The organism is Neobacillus paridis (genome assembly GCF_016765675.1).
Lineage (GTDB): Bacteria > Bacillota > Bacilli > Bacillales > Cytobacillaceae > Neobacillus > Neobacillus paridis.
On record NZ_JAESWB010000226.1, the window covers coordinates 1 to 597 of the forward strand.

Sequence of the window (597 nt, forward strand, 5' to 3'; positions counted from 1 at the left end):
CACGCGGCCTGATCACGATGTCGATTACCTGTTCGGCCAGGTCTCCATCGACAGCGCCTTCGTCGACTGGAGCGGCAACTGCGGCAACCTTTCGGCGGCGGTCGGCCCGTTCGCCATCAGCAACGGCCTGATCGACGCTTCCCGCATTCCGCGCGACGGCATGGCCACGGTGCGCATCTGGCAGGCCAATATCGGCAAGACCATCATTGCCCATGTGCCGATGACGGACGGCATGGTGCAGGAGACCGGCGACTTCGAACTCGATGGCGTCACCTTTCCTGCGGCCGAGGTGCAGCTCGAATTCATGGACCCGGCGGCCGAGGAAGAAGGCGCGGGCGGCGCGATGTTCCCGACCGGGAAGCTGGTGGACGATCTGGACGTGCCGGGGATCGGCACCCTGAAGGCCACCATGATCAATGCCGGCATTCCTACCATCTTCGTCAATGCCGAGGACATCGGCTACACCGGCACCGAGCTGCAGGACGCGATCAACAGCGACCCGGTGGCGCTGACCAGATTCGAAACCCTGCGCGCCCATGGCGCGGTGCGCATGGGCCTGATCAAGGACGTGGACCAGGCGGCCAAGCGCCAGCACAC

1 protein-coding gene is annotated in these 597 nt (G+C 65.2%); it reads left to right on the forward strand.

Annotation, left to right across the window (positions count from 1 at the left end; translation table 11 throughout):
• Positions 1-597, forward strand: a 597-nt coding sequence (locus tag JK635_RS28600; RefSeq protein ID WP_306792952.1) for a PrpF domain-containing protein, incomplete at both ends; no start/stop codon positions are given.